Source organism: Brevibacillus sp. NRRL NRS-603, assembly GCF_003013445.1.
Classification (GTDB): domain Bacteria; phylum Bacillota; class Bacilli; order Brevibacillales; family Brevibacillaceae; genus Brevibacillus; species Brevibacillus formosus.
This window is the reverse complement of record NZ_PXZN01000012.1, coordinates 1081993-1102071: the sequence shown is the minus strand read 5'-3', so window position 1 is coordinate 1102071 and position 20079 is coordinate 1081993. Positions and strand designations below refer to the sequence as shown.

Here is a 20079-nt window from a genome sequence, read left to right as displayed (position 1 = left end):
CAAGTCGCTACGTCTGGAAATATTCTTCTCTAGCGTTACTGAGCACATTCTTCAATCTTTTAAAGGCTTTTTAAAATTCGTTTAACAAGAAAGCTGTACACCGACCGAGACTCCATTCAAAAAGCGAAACACGCTCTTAAGCGTCCACCTCTGAAAAACATCCTGAAGGAACAACTTTGGACGCGGTTTCGCTTTTTGCATGGAGTCGGGCAGTGAATCCCTCAGCGGGTGGGACAAGAATCTGAGCGTTTTCTCCTGTTTCCTCCCCACCACCACAGCGGGACAAAGTTCTTTCCTAGCGATTACGGTTTTTGTATAGCAAGTAGATGAAAAACGGAGCGCCAATGGCAGAGGTGAATACCCCTACAGGCACCTCGATTGGTGAAAATGCCATGCGGCCAATCAAATCGGCAAGCAATACGATAATGGCACCCAAGAAAGCCGAGAGTGTCATGGCACCCCCAAAGGACGGACCAATCAGTTGCTTGGCAATGTGTGGGGCAAGCAAAGCCACAAAGCTGATATCTCCTCCAACAGAGACGGCTGTTCCCGTCAATGCCGCGCAAATCATCAGCAGGAGGAAGCGATCCAATTGCAAGGAACTGCCGAGACTCGTCGCCAGATCATCGCCGAGCTGTTGAATGTTCACACGTCTAGCAAGGAAGCCGGCTACGAGAATCAGTCCGACGACCCACGGCAAAATCATGAATACGTCGTTCCAGTCAACGCCGTAGATGCTGCCAGTCAGCCAGAGCAATGCCTTATTTTGTAGCAAAAACGGACTGAACATGATCAGCATGGTGACGATGGCACCTGCTGCGATTTTGATTCCAACACCGATCATGACGAGCCGAAGCGGCGTGACGCCTTTTTTCCAAGAGAGGGCGTACAGCAGGAATGTCGTCAACGTTGCCCCCAAAAAAGCGATGGGAGGAAGCCACTTGATGCTCGCTGTTTCAAATAGGATCAAGAAGCCGACTGCAAAAACAGATGCTCCACCCGATACCCCAAGAATATCCGGGGAAGCCAACGGATTGCGGACGAGACCCTGCATGATGGCACCAGCTACCGCAAGTGCAGCACCTACCAGAATGGCAATGACGATGCGCGGCAGTCGAAATTGCTCCACAATCAAAGCATTCTCTTCTGAACCGATTCCCAACAAAACTTTTACCACATCGAGCGAGGCGATTTTCATTTCACCCATTCCGAGACTGACAACCGCTACTGCGATGACGATCAGAAAGGAGAGTAGCGAAAACAAGATCGTCTTTTTATGTAGCTGAAACGATGAAAAGCGCTTGCCGATGCGAAGAGACAGGTAGTCTTTCATTATTTATCCAGCCCCTTGCGTGCGACATAGATGAAGAACGGAATCCCGATCAGGGCTGTCATTACTCCAATAGGAACCTCAGCAGGCATTGCAATATAGCGAGCGCCGATGTCTGCTAACAGCAGTAGGATGGAACCAAGCAGACCGCTGTACAAAAGTACCCAGCGTGTATCGATTCCGACGAGATAGCGGGCCAGATGCGGAGTGACCAAACCGACAAAACCAATAGGTCCAGCAACAGCAACTGCGCAACCGGATAAGAGAACAATGACGATTCCGACACTGAATTTGATCAATAATGTGCGTTGTCCGAGGCCTTTTGCTACGTCATCACCCATCAACAATGTTTGTATCGGACGTGCGAGGACAAAAGCAGCGATCCAGGCGATAATCATATAAGGAAAGACAGTGGCTAAGTATTCCAGCTTTCTGCCTCCGACTGATCCTGCCAGCCAGAAAAGCACCTCGTCCGTAGCCTTTTCATTCAGGACCATCATGCCGTGTCGGATCGAAGAAGCTAAAGCGGTGATAGCTGCACCTGCTAGGACCAGCTTCACAGGCGAAAGTCCATCTCTGCCGAATGAACCGAGCAAGTAGACGATGAAACCTGCTACAGCGGCTCCTAAAAAGGAAATCCACGTAAATTGGGTCAAGGAGCTGATCCCGACAAAAGTAACGGCGAACACAACAAATAGAGAAGCACCTGCATTAAGACCGAACAGTTCAACGTCTGCAACAGGGTTTCTCGTCAAGGATTGGAGCAGAGTTCCGGCCAAGCCGAGGCAGAAACCGACCGTAAGCGCATTGAGCACACGCGGTACTCGCACTTCTTTAATGACGATGTGTTCATTGGAGCCGTTAAAATTCGTATAAGCATCAATCGCAGTTTGCCAACTCGTGTCAATGACACCAAAGATGAGGCTGGCATAACTGAGGTAAGTCAGGAGGAGAAGGGCGAATACCAGTCCCAGAATTTTACGAAAGTTACTAGCTAAAAAAGTATTCATGATGGTTACATCCTTATTTCTTAGATGGTTTCATAGTTAAGTGTAGAGCTACATAAAGGAAGTGTCAATGATGTTGATAGTCATTATCATTTTATGATTGACTTTTGACAAGCAGGGGAGTAGGATAGACTCTGTCATTGATATGAATTCTCATTATAGAAAAGGGAAAGGGGTCCTTTCATCATGTTTTCTCGTACATATCGGACCGCAGGCGGTAAAGCTTTCTTTGCTGTCTTAATGGCGCTCTTGCTGGTTGTTACCGGTTGTGGTGCTCCGCAAGCAAGTGAACAAAAGCCGGCAGAACAAAAGCCTGCTGATCAAGCAACAGGCAATTCCGAGGGTTCCGGCCAAAGCTACACAGTGAAACACGCGATGGGCGAAACAACCATCAAAGGTAAACCAGAACGCATCGTCATGTTGACTAACCAAGGTACTGAAACTCTGATGGCTCTCGGTGTGAAGCCAGTAGGGGCTGTAGGTGCAGCTAATGATCCAACACAATTCTACGATTTCACCAAGTCTTTCCTAGAAGGTACAAAATCCGTTGGTACAGAAGGACAACCTAACCTGGAAGCAATCGCGGCACTGAAGCCTGACCTGATTCTGGGTATGAAATTCCGTCATGAAAAAATTTATCAACAATTGACTGCAATTGCTCCAACCGTATTCGTGGAAGAGCCACGCGGCGACTGGAAAGAAAACTTCTCCTTGTTCGCAGAAGCAGTAAACAAAAAGGCTGAGGGTGAAAAAGTCCTCGCTGATTGGAACAAGCGCGTAGAAGACTTTAAAGCAAAAGCTGGCGACAAACTGAGCACAAAAGTATCCGTTGTTCGCTTTATGCCAGGTAAAGTTCGCATCTACTACAAAAACACCTTCACTGGCGCGATCTTCAAAGACCTTGGCCTGGCACGTCCAGCTGCTCAAGACAAAGAAGAATTCGCAGCAGAAGTAACCAAAGAGCGCATTCCAGAAATGGACGGCGATATCATGTTCTACTTCACGTACGAAACAGGCAAAGGCGAGGCTTCCAAGCTGGAGCAAGAGTGGACAAACGATCCACTTTGGAAAAACCTGAACGTCGTGAAAGCAGGCAAAGCATTCAAAGTAGATGACACCATCTGGAATACTTCCGGTGGCGTAATTGCAGCGAATAAAGTACTGGATGAGCTGGAAGGCTACATCATCGGTAAATAATGAGAAAAGACGGGACTGATGCTCCCGTCTTTTTTTTGTGTGGTTATCCCGCCATATTGTTGAATGTTCCTCGCGGGTAGTAAATGTTTACGTGATCGATGTAGAGGCTGTTTGGATCATCGGTCATGATGCCGGAGAAAATGAATTTTAATTCATAATCAGGGGTTACCTTGTAGGTGTAGATAGTTTGGCCGCCCGTTGTGGTTTTGCTTGCTGGCTCCCCAAGTGTTTCACGCACCTCGGCAAGTGTGATTGTTTGCAGGCGAGGGTCATAGGAACGAATATCAACGATCTGCATTCCTTTGTTAAAGGCGAAGACTAGATTGAGATCCCGGTACGTATTGTATGTGATGCCATTGACGAAGGAGACGACATCTGGTTTGCCCAGCTGTTTTTCTGCGTCATCGAATACATCCTTTTCTACACGATACTGACTGCCGAAGGGCTGACCATTTTTGGAAAGGTCTCGCACGCTCTGCAAAATCTCGGCATTGTTCGCGTACAGCATTAGATTTTTGTTTCCTTGGGGGTAATACAATTGGTATTCAACCACCGCCAAATCATCTTGCTTTTGTGTTCCTTTAAAAATCAATTTCACCTGATAGCTGCTTGTTACATCGTACGTGTAAATAACCAGATTGCCAAACTCGCTGATCCGTGCTGGCCTTCCCCAGCTCTTTTCAACAGCAGACATACTGACTTGCATCAAGCGGGGATCTTTCTTGCGAATGTCTACGAGCTGCATCCCTTTGTTGAAACCGAAAACAACCTTATGTTTCGGATAGGCGGAGTAGGTCAGACCATTTGCTTCGTAGGTTTTTTCAGGCTTGCCCCACTCCTTTTCTACTTCCTCCAGCATTGTTTTCTCCAGTAAGAAGGGGATAGAGAGTACTTTGCCTTTTTCAGCATCTGAGCGAATTTGCGCCAACAGCTCCTCTGACTGCGGAATAGGCTGTGTTGTTACGCTGTTGTTTGGACTTGGTCCCGGAGAAGCGGTAGGAGAGCCAGGAGCAATAGGTGCAACAGTGTCTGGCAATGTACTCTGTTGTTGGTTCGTAAGGAGTGAGGCTCCCAGCCAGACAGTCACAGCAAGTACGGAGCAGAGGGCCATTCCCTTGCCAAGCGCAGAGAAACCACGAATAGAAGCAGTCCCCCCAGATTTACTCACATTTGTTTTGCGAATAGCAGAAACGATCTCGTGCTTTTGTTCTCCGCTCATTTTCATATCCGGCATCCCTTTCAATTTAGCTAGTAAGTCATGGTCTGAATTAGATCGCATCGCCAATCATCTCCTTTTTCTCACGCTCAAGTATTTCTTTGACGGCTTTCATGGCACGGTGCAATGTTACGTTTACTTTGTTTTCTGACCACCCTAGTATTTCAGCGGTCTCCTTGGAGGACAGTCCCTTGACTCCACGCAAAATGAGCACCTCGCGAAAAGCGGGCTTTACGTCACGGATTGCATGGTAAAGTGCTTGCTGCTCCTCATGTACGTGTACAATTTCTTCCGGTGTTTTTTCTTCCGTCTCTACATTCGCCAGCCATTTATCTGGCAGCCAATTACGAAAACGTTGCTTTCGTTTATGATCGATGGCGGTATTCCTCGCGATCGTCAACAGCCATGTTTTCGGTTGCGATCTGCCTTCGAATGCATCCAGAGACCGAAGCGCTTTTAAAAAGACATCCTGAACGAGGTCTTCTACATCACGGGTTCCTGTGTAGTAAATAAGAAATTTGTAAATATCATCGCCATAGCGTAGGAACCATTGCTCCATTAAACCGTTTTTGTCCATAGCTGAACCACCTTTTGTACGTTCTACTTGTAATTTGACGACTCAGGGTGCATTTCATTACAAAAACAAAAAAACTGCCGGAAACAAAGGTCCGACAGTGTGTGTATTTAAGAGTGGAGCATGGAATCCCGCGTAAACCATAGCTGATAGCTGAGCATGCTGATCAGAACCGCCGAAATGGCAGCAGAGGAGCTGAAGCTGAGCATAATGAGGATTTGGTAACGCACGGCTTCGATGGGACTGGCACCCGCGACGATCATTCCAGTCATCATCCCTGGCAATTGGACGAGTCCGATTGTTTTCATCGTGTCAAAGGTAGGAATCATGCTTGCTTTGACGGCCCGCTTCAATACCACATGCACGGCTTGGCGTGTAGTCGCTCCGAGACAAAGCAGTGTCTCGATTTCCCCATGGGAGGCTTCTACTTCTCTGTTCATATGCGTGAGAAAAAGGCTCGTGACAATCATAGAGCTGCCAATAATCATGCCGCTCATCGGGATGAGGTACTGCGGCGTAGGAGAGACAAGCCCAAGTACAACCAACAGTCCCATAGTGATGATCTCTGTTATCGCAAGTGAAAGGGAGATCCGCCAAAAGATCCCTGATAAATGCTTCGCTCTGCTGGCAGCGTTCCACGAAGCGACCAAGATCATCATGAGAATGATCAATAAAATAAACCAGACACTGTCGGCAGCAAAGACAAAATGTAGCACATAGCCGATCGCGAGCAATTGAACGGTAGAGCGGATAGTGCCAATCAAAATGTCTTTTTCCAAACCGAGCTTCTGCCAAACGGAGAGCAGAAGGGCAATGAAAACAAAGGCATAAGCAAAGAGTAGCCACATGTATGAACCCGTAAACGTATGCGTCATCGCTGCACCTCACTCAGGGCAGCATGGACATGTCCATCTTGCAAAAATTCACGAGCTTCCACGGATTGGGGCGAGCGGAAAAACGCTTCACATTCAGTGTCCTCTGCGAGCTGGTGGTTGGCCATAAACCAAATGCGCTTGCAAGCGACTCGTGCTTCTTCTAAATCATGCGTGACCCAAATTAAGGTCGTGCCCGTTTGATGGTGCAAATCGACGAGGAGCCGCTCAGCAGCCTGCTTGCTTTTCGTATCGAGTGAAGCGGTGACCTCATCCAGTAGTAGGACAGGTGGCTGAAGCAACAGGCTGCGAACGAGAGCGAGCCGTTGCTTTTCACCGCCGGAGAGTTGAGCGGCAGGTTTTGACCAATCGATCTCTTCCATATATAACTGCTCCATCAAGTCAGAGGCGAGCTTCTTATCAAAAGGACGCTGATGCAGGGTGCTTACTGTCCGCAGGTTGTCTTCTACGCTGCCTGGCAGCATAACAGCCTGCTGTGCCACATAACTGATTTTCATTCGCCAAGCTCTCGCGTCCCACAGTGACATTTCCTTTTTCTCCAAGAAAACTGTACCGGCGTTAGGCGGCAGAAGACGACCCAAAATACGGAGCAAGGTGCTTTTTCCCTGGCCTGATTTTCCCAGAATTCCAATAATCGTAGGCTCCATAATGCTAGTGTTTACGTCACGGAACAACCATGTACTCGTAGAGGAGTCGATTTGTTTCCCCAAAGCTTCAATCTGGATGGTCATATGTAAAAGCCTCCCCATTAACGCGGAAAACACCGAAGAGGACAAGTCTTCGGTGTTTCTTTCCTACAGGCTATCTATGTACTTATTTCTTCTCCGACAGCCACTGTGAAACCGCTTGAATTTCTGGTTGTTTCTTCAGCATTCCAGGGGGCATGCCGCCTTTACCTTCTTTGATGATTTTAGCAATGTCGTCAGCGCTAAGCGTTGCTCCAATTTTTGTCAGGTTTGGACCTGCAATGCCTTCGAGATTTTGACCATGACAGGAAGCGCAATTTTGTTTGAATACAGCAGCAGCGTCAATTTGTGCAGTTGGTGCGCCGCCACCATTTGCTTCTTCGCCATGTTTTGGTGGGAAAATAATTGATCCTACAAGTGCAATGAGAAAAACAAGAAACAAGATACCAAACGAAGTAAAAAAGGCCTTCGCGGAATCAATTACATCGTTTTGATTCATGTCTTTTTTGTTGGACCCAGCCATCTGACAAAGACCTCCCAAAGCAAATTATAAAGTTTCATTGTAATTTTACGGCAAAAGTTTGACAATATCAAGGCGACTACCAAACAAGACAAAGAAAGTACACAATTTGCCATTTTTTCGTAAAAACACGGTGTCCTTATTCTACCTTATAACGGTCAATATTATTTGAGAGAATTTCTCTTATAATGGAAGGGTTAGCGGGTTGCTGTTACCAGACAAGTGTGATAAAGTTGTTGTATTGGTTTTTTCCGCCTTGGAAATACGTTTTGAGGTGAATGAAGATGGCATTGGCTGCGAAAATTTTACTTGTGATCGCAAGTATTGGCTTAATTATCGTCGTGTTGCTGCAATCGGGAAAAAGTGCCGGCCTTTCCGGAGCGATTGGTGGCGGCGCAGAGCAACTGATGGGCAAACAAAAAGCCCGCGGGATTGACGCACTTTTAGGGAAACTGACCGTTGTATTTGCGGTTGGCTTCATGATTTTTGCGATTTTGCTCGGGTATTTCTTGAAAACAGGAGCGTAATAGACGAACGGCCGAAAGACAGCGAGTGCAACTTGCTGTCTTTTTCTCTATTCCGATTGCGATATGCGGGAACGGTGAATACTACATAATAGAATGGTCATGGAGAAACGCGGGAATGCCACGCGAAAAAGGAGGTTTGTGAATGGAAGACCAAGAAAAAATACTCGCGTTTATGCGAGAGCAAGCATACCACCCGATGACGGTGAGGGAACTGGAAGAAGCGTTTGGAATCAAAGACTCTGCCACGTTCAAGGAGCTTGTGAAAACACTGAATGCACTGGAAGCGAGCGGAGAGGTGATCCGAACCAGAGCGAATCGGTATGGTGTGCCTGAAAAAATGAATCTGGTACGTGGGCGTCTGCAAAGTCATCCGAAGGGCTTCGGATTTGTGATCCCGGAAACACAGGGTGCGGAGGACGTATACGTTCATGCGAATGATATGAACGGTGCGCTGCATGGGGATACCGTACTGGTCCGTGTGGAAAAGGAAGCGGGCGGCAATCGTCTGGAAGGGCAAATTATTCGGATCGTCGAGCGGGGAATGAAGCAGGTCGTAGGGACGTTCAAGGACGAGACGTATTACGCGTTTGTCATTCCCGACGAAAAGCGGCTCGGCAAGGATATTTTTATCCCAAAAGAAGCCTATAACGGTGCTGTAGATGGTCACAAGGTAGTCGTGAACATCGTTCGCTACCCAGAGGGGCGAGTGAATCCTGAGGGTGAAGTCATCGAGATTCTCGGCCATAAGAACGATCCGGGCGTCGATATCCTGTCGATCATCCGCAAGTTCAACCTGCCAGAAGCTTTTCCAGAGGACGTGTTAGCAGAAGCTGAGGCAGCACCAGATGAGATTTCCGAGGAGGAGATCAGCGGTCGTCGTGACTTGCGTGAGCGAATGATGGTTACGATCGACGGTGCAGATGCCAAAGACTTAGACGATGCCGTTTCCTTGGAGAGGCTGCCAAATGGAAACCTAAGACTCGGCGTGCATATCGCTGACGTCAGCTACTATGTTCGTGAAAAGTCTCAGCTGGACAATGAGGCGTATCGTCGCGGTACCAGTGTCTACTTAGTTGACCGCGTTATCCCGATGCTGCCGCATCGCTTGTCCAACGGTATATGCAGTCTCAATCCGCAGGTAGATCGATTGACGATTTCCTGCGATATGGAGATGGATGCGAACGGAAACACCGTCAAGTACGACATCTTTTTGAGCGTGATTCGTACAGATGAGCGCATGACGTATGCAGATGTACGCAGTATTTTGGAAGACAAGGACGAAGCCTTGACCCAAAAGTACAGCAGACTCGTCCCGATGTTCGAGGATATGAAAGAGCTGGCCTTGAAGCTGCGTAAAAAACGGATGCAGCGCGGCGCTATTGACTTCGACTTCCGTGAAGCGAAAATTTACGTCGATGAAGAGGGGACCCCTACGGAAATCGGCTTCCGCACCAGATCGATTGCGGAACAGATCATCGAGGAGTTCATGCTGGCTGCCAATGAAACGGTGGCGGAGCATTTCCACTGGATGAAGCAACCGTTCATGTACCGGATTCACGAAGACCCGAACGCTGAAAAGCTCATGGCCTTCATGGAGTTCATCACGAATTTTGGCTACTCAATCCGCGGAAAGGGCAATTCTGTCCATCCACGTGCGTTGCAGCAGTTGCTGGAAGAGGTAAAAGGAACGCCGGAAGAAATTATTATCAGCACTGTCATGCTGCGTTCCATGAAGCAAGCGCGCTACGACGCGGAAAGTCTGGGGCATTACGGCTTGTCTACGGAGTTTTATACCCATTTTACTTCACCGATTCGCCGTTATCCCGACCTAATCGTCCACCGCCGCATTCGCGAATGGATCGAGCTGGGGGATCAAATATCAGAAAAACGTCTGGGGTACTGGGCAGAGCAAATGCCAGTAATCGCGGAGCATACGTCGCAGCGTGAACGGTTGGCTGTCGATGCCGAGCGTGAAACAGACGATCTGAAAAAAGCGGAGTTCATGCTTGAGCGAGTGGGAGAGGAATTCGAAGGCGTCATCTCCAGCGTCACTTCGTTTGGGATTTTCGTCGAGCTGCCTAATACCATTGAAGGCTTGGTGCACGTCAGCTTTTTAACCGACGACTACTATCATTACCATGAGAAAATGTTTGCGCTGGTCGGTGAGCGTACAGGCAAGCAGTATCGGATCGGGGACGTCGTGGAGGTACGTGTAGCCAATGTCAACGTGGATGAACGCACCATCGACTTCGAAATCGTCGGGATGCCAAAGGCTGGCTTCCGTGGCAGCCGTGAGCGTACGCCTCGCGTAATAGATGGTCGCGGTGGAGATCGTAAGCCGACACGTGGCAAACAAGATCGTTCACGCACAGGCCGTCCAGATCGCCCTGGCAAACCAGATCGTCAAAAGGATAAAAAGCATCCGGCGGAAATCCGTCAGAAATACAAGGATCGCCGCAAAGCAGAAGGGAACAAACCTCCTCGCCGTGCTGGATCAGGGAAAGCATCGAGCGGTGAAGAAGTGCTGCCAATCGGCGCAGGAGAAGGAGATACCCCAGCGAAACGCCAGAAGGGATTCTGGGAGGATCTCGTCAAGTCCAAGAAAAAGAACCGCAAAAATGTAGCCAGTCAGGCGAAACGGAAACGCCGTTAAACAGTTGTTTAAACCCCGGAAAGTACTCGGAGCGATCCGTTTCCCTTTTCGGGGTTGGTTATTTACCGGGTAAATGACTTGCCACAATGGGCAAAATTTGTTAGACTAACTGGTACGAAACGCAGTACGTACAAGTGAGGTGATCTCCATGTCAAAAGATAAGGCCGGAATCAAGACAATCGCCCAAAACAGAAAAGCGCGCCACGATTACCACATCGAGCAAGTATACGAGGCAGGCATTGAGCTGACCGGTACGGAGATCAAGTCCGTGCGTGCGGCTCGTGTCCAGCTCAAGGACAGCTTTGCCCGTGTGCAGAATGGCGAATTGCTTTTGTACAATGTGCACATCAGTCCGTACGAGCAGGGAAATCGCTTTAACCATGAGCCAGAGCGGACTCGCAAGCTGTTGATGCGCCGCTTGGAAATCCTCAAGCTCAATGGTTTGATTCGCGAAAGAGGGTATTCGCTGGTCCCGCTCAGCATTTACTTGAAGGGCGGCTGGGCCAAGGTCGAGCTCGCACTTGTCAAAGGGAAAAAGAACTACGACAAGCGCGAAGACCTCAAGAAAAAAGAGTCTGCGCGAGATATCGAGCGTGCTCTGCGCGAACGCCAAAAAGGCTGATTGGATTGCACTGGCAGGCTTGGCAGCAATCAACGTTGAGTTTTGGTTGTCGCCTGTGCTATATTTAATAAGCAACAACAAGCCAATACACTGTTTAATATAGTCTAGGTGTGGATTTAATGGCTCTTCACCTAGACTTTTTCTCACCTACCTGGGGGCGTTCTGGATTCGACGGGGATGGTAGAGCATGAGAAGCGAGCCGGGGGGCTGCGGACCTCGTCAACAACGCGGAACGCCATTAACTGGCAACAAACAACTTTCTCTCGCTGCTTAATAACCAGTGAGGCGCTACCATTCCATCGCCCATGTGGCATGACTAGCGCTCAACTTTAGTGGGATACGCCGGAGGCTTCCGCCTGGAGCCGAAGGAAGAAGATCAATCAGGCTAGGTAACGGGTCAGCGCGTCACTCCGCGAATCCGGTACCGAAATTTAAATGAGTGACTGCGCTCGGAGATGCTCATGTATCGCTGTTTTCGGACGGGGGTTCGAATCCCCCCGCCTCCACCAAAAATTCAATACATAAACCGTCTGTTTCTCTATAAAGAAATAGGCGTTTTTTCTTTTTTTGCAGGATTTCTTGGAAATCAGTTGAAAGTAATGAATTAATCTATTCATTCTGATATCTTAGGGGAAATTAAATGATACATGCTAAGATTCATGAGCTAAAAAAGGTGTTCACTACCCATTATTCCATTTCCAGGAGTGTTAGCGAACCACATATAAAAGTATCACATAAATTACTACTTTTTTATGCCATTGAGTGTGGATTGAAGGTTTTACTACTAAAAAAAATTAGGGGAAATACCACAGAGGCTTTTATGCTACATAGTGACCTGAAAGATAAGTTAAATGGGAAAAATGGGCATAATATTAAATATATCCTCAATTATTTGGGTTATGGTCACTTTTTTCTCCCTAATCTTACATGCTTAAATGGGGATGCAGCATCACCTTCTGAATATAACCAAGTTTGGCGTTATGGTATTGAGGTAGATTATGAAAAAGAGAAAAAAATAATTCAAGAGTTGTTGGATATTGTTGAATGGATAAATAGGAGGATTTAATAATGGATCTTTTCTATACCTGGTACGATGTTGAAAGGAAATTTAAGTTACAAAATTGGAATGATAAATGGAAGAGTGTAGATGTATATAATGATGAGGTAGTAATTAATACCTGTAATCAATTTTCTGAAGAAGATTATACCGTATCAGATAACACCTTGAAGGAAATGTTTGGTCACCACTATTCAAAAGAAGGCAGGTATATTCGATTAGATTTTGGCGATAAGGTTTTAAAAGTGACGCATGACTATTCTGAAGGTATTGTTTTCGCTGAAAACCAGTCGTTACCATTATTCAGAGATATAGCTAGGAGATTATCTGAACCCAAAGATCTAAAAGGTGTTCCTGTGATAGCGTTTCATTCTTATAAAGGTGGTGTAGGGCGTACTTTATCTTTACTTTCCACTGTAAAAGCTCTTAGTACTAAAAGAAACTCCGAAAAGAATCGTCAATATCGTCTATTAATTGTTGATAGTGATATTGAAGCTCCTGGACTTACTTGGTTAGCAGAAACACAAGGATTATTTAGTGACATGAGCTTGGTAGATGCTTTAGCACTGGTTCACGATAATAAAAATTGGGAAGAGGTACTACCATTTGTAGCAAAAAAGATAAAAGAAACTACACTTCGCTTACCTATTGAAAAACAGATAGTTGAACATTTTTTCTTGCCAGCTTATCGAGAAGTTCAACAAGTAATGCATATGCCAACTACGCCTGAAAATATAATAAAAATGAACGACAGGGAGTGGGTAATTTCAGATTTCTTTTCAGAACTTGGTAAGGAATTAGAGGTCGATGCAGTTCTAATAGATTTAAGAGCAGGCATTAGTGAGTTTTCTGCTCCTCTTTTATTTGATCCAAGAGTAAGAAAAATTTATGTTTCTTCTACTTCTCTTCAATCAAGACGCGGGTTACAAACAATCTTAAAACAAATTTATGCTAAACCGCTACATGAAAAGTATCCCAATCCTTCTGTACTAATATCTATGGTACCGGAAGAAGTAGATAATGATGATCGTATGAATATGGCTGATGAATTTCTTGAAGTCTTTAAAAGCAAGGATAAAGAGCAAGATATCGACAGACCTCTTGATCGCTTTGTAGAGTTTCTTTCATTTTCGTCTAATCTAGTTCATCTAGAGGGTTTTGATTCTATTGATGGAAAGCTTTCCAATTCAGAAATGTCTAAAAGTATAGACGTCCTTGTTTCAGATTGGGTGGACATTAAAGGTAATTTTGAGAAAGAGAAAATTATTTCTGATAAGAAAAAAACACAGTTTTTAAGAAAGTTAGTCACTACAGCTACTGAGATGGAGCATGCTGAAACTAAGTTAATATCAAATTTTTTAACTACAATACCTTTAAAGAACATTACTCGTAAGTATCGCTATACTTCACCAATATCCGTTGTTTTAGGAGCAAAAGGATCTGGTAAGACTTTTGCATATTTACAATTACTACGTTCCGCAACTTGGGAAAATTTTGTGAATAAAGTAGAGGGTAATAATGATAATTTTAATACTATAACTCATGTAGTACCTTTTATGAAACCCAAGAATCTTGCTGAAGAATCAGTAAATGATATGGCTAAACATATGGAAGAATTGAATACTGAATTGGGCTTTAAATTGAATATAAGAAGTATGCTTAATTTAATTGACGAGATAGAATTATTTGAGCCAAAGACTGGTACAGAAGCAGAATGGAAAATGTTTTGGAGAAAGAAGATTATTAAGTTTACGGGTCTACCCTTTGAAAGGTTTGAAGAGTTACAAGAATACTTAGAACAAGCAAATAAAAGAGTCTTATTTGTAGCGGATGGTCTTGAAGAATTATTTTTGAACGTAACCAACTCTTCAAAAGAACGGACTGCTGTTAGAGCTTTGTGTCAGGGAATTATTAATGAACTAAGATCTATACCAGATGGGCGAATTGGGTTAATATTGCTTTTACGTAGAGATGTTGCAATTAACTCTGTGGAACAGAATTGGACACAGTTTTATTCTCAATATTCTTCGTTTGAATTAAAATGGACTAATGTAGAAGCATTGAGATTAGCTTTGTGGCTAAGTTGCGAAGTAGACAGTTCATTTTGTACATCTCAGATACCAATAGAGAACTTAACTGGAGAAGCCCTTGAAGAAAAACTATACCCTTTGTGGGGAGTTAAATTAGGAAGGAAGGATTCAAAAGAAGCTTATTCAGCTAACTGGATTATTGCTGTTTTATCTGACTTGAATGAACAATTACAAGCCCGTGATATAATAAGGTTCTTAAGATATGCAGCTATTGAAAGTACTAACACGACTCCTTTAAACGACCGTTATTTATCCCCATCAGGAATACGTAATGCTATTAAGCCATGCTCTGAACAAAAAATAAAAGAGATAGAGCAAGAAATGCCACTAGTCCAAAAAATATTTTCAAAATTACAGACTAAAGTTCCTGACCAGAAACAAGTACCTTTCCAGTTAGAAGAATTCGGCTTATCGAACGAGGAAGCAAGATTTTTAGAACAACAGGGATACCTTGTGAAAATTGAGACAGGTTATTACATGCCAGAAATTATTAGAAGAGGCCTCGGATTTAATCTACAGAGTGGTGCAAGGCCAAAAGTTTTTGCGCTATTAAAGCGAGCACAACGTAGAAAATAAACTAATGTTACAGCCTTCTTAATCCCGCAGGCTGTAACATTTTCTTTATTATTGTCTTATCTTTTAAGGAATGGATGTAAAAGGACATGACCGAATGTACTCGGCCTCCGTTTTAATCATTAATATCCCCCTTATGAGGGGGGAGGTATAAATGAGTTATAATTGCGAAAGTACTGTATTTAAGAAAACGACGAAAGCCATAGTCATTGATGCAAGGGGGCCATTTCGCTGCATGGAAATGATTATGCTACATAGATTAGATCAGATTCTGCAAAAATGCTGGAAGTGAATACTGATCTAATTCTTCTTTGTGGTTGTACAATCACATAAAAAGTGACAACTGAGTATCACTATCCTTCCTACATGGGCATGACTAGCGCCGAACTTTAGTGGGATACGCCGGAGGCTTCCGCCTGAGCCGAAGGAAGAAGATCAATCAGGCTAGGTAACGGGCCAGCGCGTCACTCCGCGAATCCGGTACCGAAATGTAAATGAGTGACTGCGCTCGGAGATGCTCATGTATCGCTGTTTTCGGACGGGGGTTCGAATCCCCCCGCCTCCACCAAAATACATAAAGTGAAGCCACCTAATGAGGGTGGTTTTTTTATTTATACAGAAAAAATTTCTTAATTTCCGATACATTTTCTAATTTCTCAATGACTATTCCACGGAAACATAGACTATACAAGCTGCATTTGGTTTGCAGGGTCAAATATATGACCAGTTGGTCTTCAGATTCAACATGGTTTGCTTTAGTTCAGTTGTAGTCCATTGAGTGCTCTTTCATCCTCTTTAAATCCTCGTGAACAGTTTAAAAAGGCTTCCTAACCTAAGCTTTTTTTTAATGTCACTTAATACTTAATGTAGCTTCTTTCGTGTTATTCTCTTTTTTCTGCCATTGTTCAAGTGTTTCAAACGAATAGTTGGTTAGATCTGGTATGGTTATCTTTAATGTTGTGTCATTCTCCCAATTTAACGAAAGTATAGGGATACTGAAATCTGTAGATGTTAACTTATTGACAATGTCGCTAGCGTCATTAAGCTCGGCTAGCGTTAAGGATTCTGTGTTTATGATCATTACACTATTTCGGACAACATCTGTACCTTCATTTTTTCCAAGTAAGATAGCGAGGTTCTTTTCATTTGGAGAAAAAGCATGATCAGAGAAGATGCTTCCAGAGTGCAAAGGGACGGATTTAATCTCATCATTTTTAATCTGAACTAATGTATGGTTGCAAAGCTTTGTACCACAACTGTATTGAAAATCACTGTATATAATCCCAGATTTTGATGTGAAGGCTGTAGCCTGCATTCGTTTTATCTCGGTTTCTCGATCACTTTGATCGAATTGTTCAAGGTATTTATTAATGGATTCAACCTTTGGAATCGGGACTGAGTATTCTTTTGAATCCAATGAAAAAGTTAATCGTTCTGCTTCTTTCTGCACGTTTTGTACCTGGGTACCATTGGAGTTAGAAGAAATAGTGAGTGACGAATCACCGCAACCAACTGTAAGCACAGTCATGGATAAGGCAAAAATGAAACCAAATATTTTTTTCATATTTTTCTCCTTATAGGTTGTAAAGAGCGATTTAACCTGGCAATTGAAAAGATTGATATAACAAACGTTTGCTATATCAGACACTGTGGAAGCGAAAAACTGGTTAACGACTAGAATATACTACAGATTTACTAAGTAGAAGTGCCATAAAATCCACAAACGACCCTTTCTCTAATTCTGGATGCAGGCCATTTCTCTTATGTTAAACTAAAAGGAATACTCCCAAGCAAAGGAGCACCACTATGTCTTCCACTCTACGCAACCTACTAACCATGATCCTCCTCGGAGCCACAGGTGGCTTAACAATCTCCTTCCTAGACATAGAACCTACCCCGATCGTATGGATCACTTTTTTCATGATCGCTTTCGTCATTCTCATCGGCAAAGACCTGTACATTTTTAAATTCAGCACTAACATGAATACAGTTGAAGGCTACGTCAAACATTCAAAACAACCTTACTATCGTTTCTTATACTACTATCTACACGACAACGAGGCGGAAGCCGAGAAAGAACTAGCCAAAATTACATCCGATAAACTCCGCGCCTACATCACTGTAGTGGTAGAACTCCATCGCGGTAACTACGATCTGGTAGAAAAAGCACTCGGAAAGATTGATTCATCAGAGCATCGACACTATTACTCCGCACATTTAGCACTCCTAAAAAACAACCAAGATGCCTACAACCAGCACCGCTCCGCGATCAAAAACCGCATCTACCAGTTGTTACTCGATGCTGAAGTGGCCTATCATCAAGAAAACATGGCAGAAGCAGAACAATACGGTAAACTAGCCATTGCTGAATCCAAGGGCGTACAAAAATATTTGCTGATCAAGACACTTGAAAAAAGCAAGCGCAGTCAGCATCGGAACTCTTACTTCTAGGTTACTTTCCTAGTTCGTTTTCTGATTCCGGAGGGAAAGCTGTGTCTCACGAATATAAGAAGGACTGTCCCGATTCAACGATCGAAGCAGTCCTTCTTTGCGCTACGACTCCATCGTCCATGTGGCGTGACTCAGCAAGCCTATTTCTTCAATATAGCCCACTCGACAATACAAAATTAAGAATAAGCCCAGCCCAAATGTTTACATTCAATACCTGTGAACGCTCGCCAAAATGTTGACCACTTTGCTCAACATAAAGTTACCCACCTGGAAGACTGAACACACCTCATCATTTTCACACCTATTAGCAAATGTTTTTGCTGAGCCGAGGATCGTCAAGGACTTGCGTAGCAAGGGGTTTACCCTTTATCCTTGACGAGCATTGGTACAGGAAATAAAATGCTACTTTGTGTGAAATGAAGCATCGTAGGTGGTCAACTCGGAGATGAGCGTTTGCCCCAAAAATGGTCAACTTTTTGATTAGCGTTTACAGATGGTCATACAAACAGGGGTAAGAGTTGACAGATAGTAAGTTCACTCTTTTAGGGATTAGAAATCGAATAAATACTTACAGTTTCAAAATACAAATTCTTCATCTCATCCTCTTGTATCTCAGGGTCCATTTCTTTAAACCAGTCTTCTTCCATGTCTTCTTCACTTAGAACGTTGCCTCTCCAAAAACTCAATCCTAATTCAGGAAATTTATACACAAACCCACCATGTGCACTATTTCTATCATACGGAGAGAGAATGTCAATCATCTTTACAAGTTGACTTGCCCTGGTGTTAAATACATCAATATCCCTGAATAAACAATTAAAATGTCTTTTCAAATCATTTACAACTTCAATATAAATTAGCCTTCCTTCTGAATCATATTCACAGCGAAAGTTCCTATGAAATGATATTCTAGGATTAAAACATTTTTCCTTATATAACTGAATGTACTTTTGTACTTCTTCTTCGCGCATACCTAGTTTAATTGCACCGAAAGAACACCCTTCATTTATTACTAAATTATCCAAACTATTCACCTGCCCAACTTCTAGTATTACTTCTTGCTAAAAAATTCCCCCCAATCTTTCAAGAAAAATCATGTCTAACTATGAAGAGATTGAGGGGATGCAGTAACGGTTTAATCCGAACTAGTTATCTTTAATTAACTCCAAAATATTCGTATACTAAGACGGCAGCTGCTACTAAGTAATCGTTATATTTGTGTGCCAAACTACTAAATTTATTCTCAGGGTCCTTTACTTCTTTAAGAGCGTCAACTTCGAATCTCATCAAACCTTTATAATCTTGATTTGACAAATACTCAAGTTCTTGCTCTTTAAATCTTTGGGCAGCATGGCTGTTGCCCCAGCTTGGAGTTTCTTGGTGGTCATCATACATCATTCTAATGGCAGGAAAGTTGCCAGTATTGCTTATTCCAGAATCTTTTAATGCTTTTGCCGAAACAACATGATGTCTTTGACCGCCTAATGGTTGCATCTCACTATATAAACCAGCATCAAAATTGTATCTCTGCCATTCATATTTATTACTTCCACTCGAATTGGCATAATACCAAACAGTATTATCTTCCGTTACAGTGATGCTATATTCAAAGTAATCTGAAACAGCATCTTTATTTTGAATCCATCTATATACATTGCCTGTTCCAATACTTTTTACGTTAAATAAGGTGTTATTATCAAATGTCCAGTCTCCATTTTTGTTGTTGTACTTAGTTAATTTTCCACTTATAGAATCAATGGGATCCTTTCCAACATTTAGAATGTCAATTGAGAATGCAGAATCACTCGTAGAATAACGTAGGTACCATATGTTGGCAATTGTGTTTGTTTCTTTAAAGCGTTTAATCAGAAGATTCTCTTCGAAATTAAGTTTTGCTGGTTCAGGTTTCCTCAAGCCTAATTCCTCAACTATTTCATCTAACTTTTCTTCACTAATGTTAAGACCACGTAATGCCACTGGTTTTTCTAATTCTTGAAGATTAAACTCCTCAGACACAAACGCGTTTTTCTTACTATCGCTTTCTAATAATTGTTAGAAGCCTTGCTCTCTAATGAAATCCTCAATATCTGAGTGGTTACCAATATCCTCTAATTTAATATTTTCCAAAAATGTTGAAGAGTTTTCTTGTGCCAAAGCTGTGGTAAAACTACCAAAAACCAACAGTAAGCATAACAATCCAAACGATATTACTCTTTTAAAATTCATTTTAATTCATTCCTTTCGATAAAGTATGAATTATCATCTCACTCTTATTCTTTTTTCATCATTTTTAATTGAATTGCTAGAATGTATTTATCCAATTGCTGGCTTAAATCCACGACTTCATCATCCAACAAATTATTTTTCTCTAAATACAATTGCACCAGTTGTTCGCGCAATTGTTCCACATTTTTTTTCAAGTGACCAATATCTTGATAAGTTCCTCCTTCCCGATCTTTTGGTGGCGTGGTACATTTACTTATAGGAGCTGTAACTGCTCCTCCTGCGGGCGTTCCTATAACCTGGTGAAGGGGTGGGGCGCCCTTTTTATAGGCAATAGCTCCTATGGTTATCACCTGCTATTTTATTACAATAAAGTACATTTATAACTATATACTAGCATTCAGGAAGTGGGCAGTTGATAAAATTTGAATAGTAAAAAAAACATCCTCAAAAGAGGATG

The 20079-nt window shown here is 43.5% G+C and carries 18 protein-coding genes and 2 other RNA genes; 9 read left to right on the top strand and 11 right to left on the bottom strand.

From position 1 onward, the window contains the following. Positions 1-295: 295 nt before the first annotated feature. Together C7R94_RS11880 and C7R94_RS11875 are read right to left on the bottom strand one after the other, a co-directional pair. Positions 296-1333, bottom strand: a complete 1038-nt coding sequence (locus C7R94_RS11880) for a FecCD family ABC transporter permease (protein ID WP_106781213.1) — start codon at positions 1331-1333, stop codon at positions 296-298. Then, positions 1333-2340, bottom strand: a complete 1008-nt coding sequence (locus C7R94_RS11875) for a FecCD family ABC transporter permease (RefSeq protein WP_106781210.1) — start codon at positions 2338-2340, stop codon at positions 1333-1335. The genes C7R94_RS11880 and C7R94_RS11875 overlap by 1 nt, the downstream gene beginning before the upstream one ends. 183 nt (positions 2341-2523) lie before the next feature. Here C7R94_RS11875 and C7R94_RS11870 point away from each other — a divergent pair, with 183 nt between their 5' ends. Beyond that, positions 2524-3534: an ABC transporter substrate-binding protein gene (locus C7R94_RS11870; RefSeq protein ID WP_106781208.1), complete on the top strand. Its 1011-nt coding sequence runs from the start codon at positions 2524-2526 to the stop codon at positions 3532-3534. A gap of 43 nt (positions 3535-3577) precedes the next feature. On the opposite strand, the gene C7R94_RS11865 is transcribed toward C7R94_RS11870, so the two are convergent. The 5 genes from C7R94_RS11865 to C7R94_RS11845 all read right to left on the bottom strand — a co-directional run bounded on the left by C7R94_RS11865 (position 3578) and on the right by C7R94_RS11845 (position 7426). Continuing rightward, positions 3578-4813 carry a YjgB family protein gene (locus C7R94_RS11865; RefSeq protein ID WP_106781206.1) on the bottom strand — a complete coding sequence of 412 codons (1236 nt, stop codon included), beginning with the start codon at positions 4811-4813 and terminating at the stop codon, positions 3578-3580. Continuing rightward, positions 4803-5327, bottom strand: coding sequence for an RNA polymerase sigma factor (locus C7R94_RS11860; RefSeq protein ID WP_106781204.1), 525 nt, complete (start codon positions 5325-5327; stop codon positions 4803-4805). Before C7R94_RS11860 ends, C7R94_RS11865 begins: the two co-directional genes overlap by 11 nt. A gap of 107 nt (positions 5328-5434) precedes the next feature. After that, complete coding sequence (locus C7R94_RS11855) at positions 5435-6199, bottom strand: ABC transporter permease (protein ID WP_106781201.1); 765 nt, start codon at positions 6197-6199, stop codon at positions 5435-5437. Beyond that, positions 6196-6948: an ABC transporter ATP-binding protein gene (locus C7R94_RS11850; RefSeq protein WP_106781198.1), complete on the bottom strand. Its 753-nt coding sequence runs from the start codon at positions 6946-6948 to the stop codon at positions 6196-6198. The genes C7R94_RS11855 and C7R94_RS11850 overlap by 4 nt, the downstream gene beginning before the upstream one ends. An 82-nt stretch (positions 6949-7030) precedes the next feature. Further along, the gene (locus tag C7R94_RS11845) at positions 7031-7426 is read right to left on the bottom strand and encodes a YqzM family protein (RefSeq protein WP_047069673.1); all 396 of its coding nucleotides are present in this window, start codon (positions 7424-7426) and stop codon (positions 7031-7033) included. A gap of 281 nt (positions 7427-7707) precedes the next feature. On the opposite strand from C7R94_RS11845, the gene secG reads away from it, so the two are divergent. The 7 genes from secG to ssrA (C7R94_RS31100) all read left to right on the top strand — a co-directional run bounded on the left by secG (position 7708) and on the right by ssrA (C7R94_RS31100) (position 15513). Beyond that, positions 7708-7950: a preprotein translocase subunit SecG gene (secG, locus tag C7R94_RS11840; protein WP_047069672.1), complete on the top strand. Its 243-nt coding sequence runs from the start codon at positions 7708-7710 to the stop codon at positions 7948-7950. Between the two features lie 142 nt (positions 7951-8092). Further along, a complete protein-coding gene (gene rnr / locus C7R94_RS11835) occupies positions 8093-10603 on the top strand; it encodes a ribonuclease R (RefSeq protein ID WP_106781195.1) in 2511 nt (836 codons plus the stop codon). Between the two features lie 148 nt (positions 10604-10751). After that, positions 10752-11225: an SsrA-binding protein SmpB gene (smpB, locus tag C7R94_RS11830; protein ID WP_106781193.1), complete on the top strand. Its 474-nt coding sequence runs from the start codon at positions 10752-10754 to the stop codon at positions 11223-11225. Positions 11226-11378: 153 nt separating this feature from the next. Then, positions 11379-11734: a transfer-messenger RNA gene (gene ssrA, locus C7R94_RS11825) on the top strand. A gap of 131 nt (positions 11735-11865) precedes the next feature. After that, entirely contained in the window at positions 11866-12291 is a 426-nt protein-coding gene (locus tag C7R94_RS11820; RefSeq protein ID WP_106781191.1) for a hypothetical protein, read from the top strand. A gap of 2 nt (positions 12292-12293) precedes the next feature. After that, positions 12294-14948 (top strand): KGGVGR-motif variant AAA ATPase, encoded by a 2655-nt coding sequence (locus tag C7R94_RS11815; RefSeq protein WP_106781188.1) that lies wholly within the window; start codon positions 12294-12296, stop codon positions 14946-14948. 215 nt (positions 14949-15163) lie between these two features. Next, positions 15164-15513, top strand: a transfer-messenger RNA (tmRNA) gene (ssrA, locus tag C7R94_RS31100). Positions 15514-15795: 282 nt separating this feature from the next. On the opposite strand, the gene C7R94_RS11810 is transcribed toward ssrA (C7R94_RS31100), so the two are convergent. Further along, on the bottom strand, positions 15796-16509 hold the full coding sequence (locus tag C7R94_RS11810; protein ID WP_106781186.1) for a hypothetical protein: 714 nt from the start codon (positions 16507-16509) through the stop codon (positions 15796-15798). Between the two features lie 242 nt (positions 16510-16751). Here C7R94_RS11810 and C7R94_RS11805 point away from each other — a divergent pair, with 242 nt between their 5' ends. After that, positions 16752-17396 (top strand): hypothetical protein, encoded by a 645-nt coding sequence (locus C7R94_RS11805; protein WP_106781184.1) that lies wholly within the window; start codon positions 16752-16754, stop codon positions 17394-17396. Positions 17397-17938: 542 nt separating this feature from the next. Here the strand turns inward: C7R94_RS11805 and C7R94_RS11800 are convergent. From C7R94_RS11800 to C7R94_RS11790, 3 genes are all read right to left on the bottom strand, one after another. Then, positions 17939-18430, bottom strand: coding sequence for a hypothetical protein (locus tag C7R94_RS11800; protein ID WP_327934789.1), 492 nt, complete (start codon positions 18428-18430; stop codon positions 17939-17941). Positions 18431-18551: 121 nt separating this feature from the next. Beyond that, positions 18552-19412 (bottom strand): hypothetical protein, encoded by an 861-nt coding sequence (locus C7R94_RS11795; RefSeq protein ID WP_106781179.1) that lies wholly within the window; start codon positions 19410-19412, stop codon positions 18552-18554. 254 nt (positions 19413-19666) lie between these two features. Beyond that, positions 19667-19972 carry an aspartyl-phosphate phosphatase Spo0E family protein gene (locus C7R94_RS11790; RefSeq protein WP_106781176.1) on the bottom strand — a complete coding sequence of 102 codons (306 nt, stop codon included), beginning with the start codon at positions 19970-19972 and terminating at the stop codon, positions 19667-19669. Between the last annotated feature and the right edge of the window lie 107 nt (positions 19973-20079).

Coding starts and splice junctions, on each gene's coding strand:
- C7R94_RS11880 (WP_106781213.1), bottom strand. CDS start 1,333: ATGAAAGACTACCTGTCTCTTCGCATCGGCAAGCGCTTTTCATCGTTT.
- C7R94_RS11875 (WP_106781210.1), bottom strand. CDS start 2,340: ATGAATACTTTTTTAGCTAGTAACTTTCGTAAAATTCTGGGACTGGTA.
- C7R94_RS11870 (WP_106781208.1), top strand. CDS start 2,524: ATGTTTTCTCGTACATATCGGACCGCAGGCGGTAAAGCTTTCTTTGCT.
- C7R94_RS11865 (WP_106781206.1), bottom strand. CDS start 4,813: ATGCGATCTAATTCAGACCATGACTTACTAGCTAAATTGAAAGGGATG.
- C7R94_RS11860 (WP_106781204.1), bottom strand. CDS start 5,327: ATGGACAAAAACGGTTTAATGGAGCAATGGTTCCTACGCTATGGCGAT.
- C7R94_RS11855 (WP_106781201.1), bottom strand. CDS start 6,199: ATGACGCATACGTTTACGGGTTCATACATGTGGCTACTCTTTGCTTAT.
- C7R94_RS11850 (WP_106781198.1), bottom strand. CDS start 6,948: ATGACCATCCAGATTGAAGCTTTGGGGAAACAAATCGACTCCTCTACG.
- C7R94_RS11845 (WP_047069673.1), bottom strand. CDS start 7,426: ATGGCTGGGTCCAACAAAAAAGACATGAATCAAAACGATGTAATTGAT.
- secG (WP_047069672.1), top strand. CDS start 7,708: ATGGCATTGGCTGCGAAAATTTTACTTGTGATCGCAAGTATTGGCTTA.
- rnr (WP_106781195.1), top strand. CDS start 8,093: ATGGAAGACCAAGAAAAAATACTCGCGTTTATGCGAGAGCAAGCATAC.
- smpB (WP_106781193.1), top strand. CDS start 10,752: ATGTCAAAAGATAAGGCCGGAATCAAGACAATCGCCCAAAACAGAAAA.
- C7R94_RS11820 (WP_106781191.1), top strand. CDS start 11,866: ATGATACATGCTAAGATTCATGAGCTAAAAAAGGTGTTCACTACCCAT.
- C7R94_RS11815 (WP_106781188.1), top strand. CDS start 12,294: ATGGATCTTTTCTATACCTGGTACGATGTTGAAAGGAAATTTAAGTTA.
- C7R94_RS11810 (WP_106781186.1), bottom strand. CDS start 16,509: ATGAAAAAAATATTTGGTTTCATTTTTGCCTTATCCATGACTGTGCTT.
- C7R94_RS11805 (WP_106781184.1), top strand. CDS start 16,752: ATGTCTTCCACTCTACGCAACCTACTAACCATGATCCTCCTCGGAGCC.